This is a genomic window from bacterium, assembly GCA_021372775.1.
Taxonomy (GTDB): Bacteria; Acidobacteriota; Polarisedimenticolia; order J045; family J045; genus JAJFTU01.
The window spans coordinates 1-1,763 of the sequence record JAJFTU010000032.1 but is presented as its reverse complement, the minus strand read 5'-3'; the positions used below and the strand labels follow the sequence as shown (position 1 = coordinate 1,763).

The following is a 1,763-nucleotide window of genomic DNA, read 5'->3' as shown; positions in this document are numbered from 1 at the left end:
TTCACCGCCGAGGTCGGCGTCGCGGAGCTCTCCGCGCTGGCGCGGCGCGCGGGCCGGCCGCTCGTCGTGGACCAAGGGTGCGGGCGGCTGTTCAAGGACGGGCCGGGGCCGCGCGACGAAGTGTCGGTCGAGGAGATCCTGGAGCGGGGCGCCGACCTCGTCTGCTTCTCCGGCGACAAGCTGCTCGGCGGGCCGCAGTGCGGCGTGCTGGTCGGCGCGCCGGACGTCGTCGCGGCCTGCGCGAAGAACCCGCTCGCCCGTGCGCTGCGGCCGGGAAAGCTGACGATCGCGGCGCTGGCGGCGACGCTCCGCGCGTGGCTGCGCGACGATCCGGCGGCGTCGCTGCCGGCGGTCTTCATGCTCGACCGCGCGGAGGATGAACTGCGGCGCGCGGCCGAGTCGTTGGCGGCGCGTCTCGCGCGCGTCGCGCCGGGGGCGTTCGTCGAGCTGCGCCGCGGCGTCTCGCGCGTCGGCGGCGGGTCCGCGCCGGAGACCGATCTGCCGACGTGGCTCGTCGCCTTCTTCGCCCCGGGCGTGGCGGAGGAGGAGCTGCTCGCGCGGCTGCGGCGCGGCGATCCGCCGGTCGTGGCGCGCGCGCAGGACGGCGTCGTGCTCTTCGATCCGCGCACGCTGCTGCCGGGCGAGGGCGACGAGCTGGCCGACGCGGTGGCGCGCGCCCTCGCGCCGCGCGGCTGAGCGCGCAGGGCGGCTGAGCGCGCAGGGCCGCGTCCGTCCCCCAGTCAGCGGCCGCGCGCCGCGTCGTCTTTCCCCGCGGGACGAACCGTCGCGCGGCGCGGGCCGCCGAAAGGGGAGACGATGAGCGCGATCGCGTTGATGACCGAGCACGCCTGGGCGCGGCTGGACGGACGCCGCATTCCGCTCGCCGCCGTCGAGGCGGCGTTCTCGTGGGGGCGGCGCGTCTTCGCGCGCGGCGCCGAGATCTTCGTCCTCGGGCGCAAGGAGGTCGCCAAGGCGGCCCGCTTCGGCGCCGATCTGGCTCGTTTCGAAGGGATCCACGTCGTCTGCGCCCCGGACGGGACGATCGTCACCGCCTACCGCAACTCCGACCTGCGCGCGCTCCGTCCCCGTCGCCGGGGCCGTCGCGCGTCGCGCTGAGGCTTCGAAGGGCGCGGCCGGCTCCGCGGCGACGGGAGAGACTCGCCTCGGCGCGGTTCGACGCTGGACAGCGCCGCGCTGTTTGAGGCACTCTCTCGGCGGCGTCGTCGCCGGAGAAGGGGGCCGCGTTTCGGAAGCGCGATTTCGCGGGGCGCCTCACGCCAAGACGAGCATCGCTCGGCGGAGGAGCTCCCGGTGCGGAATCGCCTCGGCGCGTTGGTTCTGTCGTCGTTTCTGGTCGCCGTTCCTCTCGCCTCGGCCAGCCCCGGCTGGACCTCCGGCGGCTCGCTCGTCGGCGCCAGGGCGGGGCAGTCGGCGACGCTGTTGCCGACGGGAAAGGTCCTCGTCGTCGGGGGCCGCGACGCCTCCGGTCCGCTCGCCACCGCCGAGCTCTACGATCCGGCGACGGGGACGTCGAAGGCGACCGGATCGCTCGCCGCGCCGCGTCTCGCGCACACGGCGACGATGCTCCGCAACGGCAAGGTTCTGATCGTCGGCGGCTCGAACGGCGCGGGCTATCTCGCGTCGGCCGAGCTGTACGATCCGGCGAGCGGCACGTTCAGCCCCGCGGGCGCGCTCGCCGCGCCGCGGGCCGCGCACACGGCGACGTTGCTGGCCGACGGACGGGTCCTCGTCGCCGGGGGCGC

Annotated in this window: 3 protein-coding genes; all 3 read left to right on the top strand. The window is 76.1% G+C overall.

Translation table 11 applies throughout. The annotated features are described in order from the left end of the window. Positions 1 to 696, top strand: a 696-nt coding sequence (locus tag LLG88_01355) for an L-seryl-tRNA(Sec) selenium transferase (protein ID MCE5245556.1), incomplete at its 5' end; no start/stop codon positions are given. 120 nt (positions 697 to 816) lie between these two features. Beyond that, positions 817 to 1,116 (top strand): DUF4258 domain-containing protein, encoded by a 300-nt coding sequence (locus LLG88_01350; GenBank protein MCE5245555.1) that lies wholly within the window; start codon positions 817 to 819, stop codon positions 1,114 to 1,116. 195 nt (positions 1,117 to 1,311) lie between these two features. Beyond that, a partial coding sequence (locus LLG88_01345) for a kelch-like protein (protein MCE5245554.1) occupies positions 1,312 to 1,763 on the top strand: 452 nt, incomplete at its 3' end.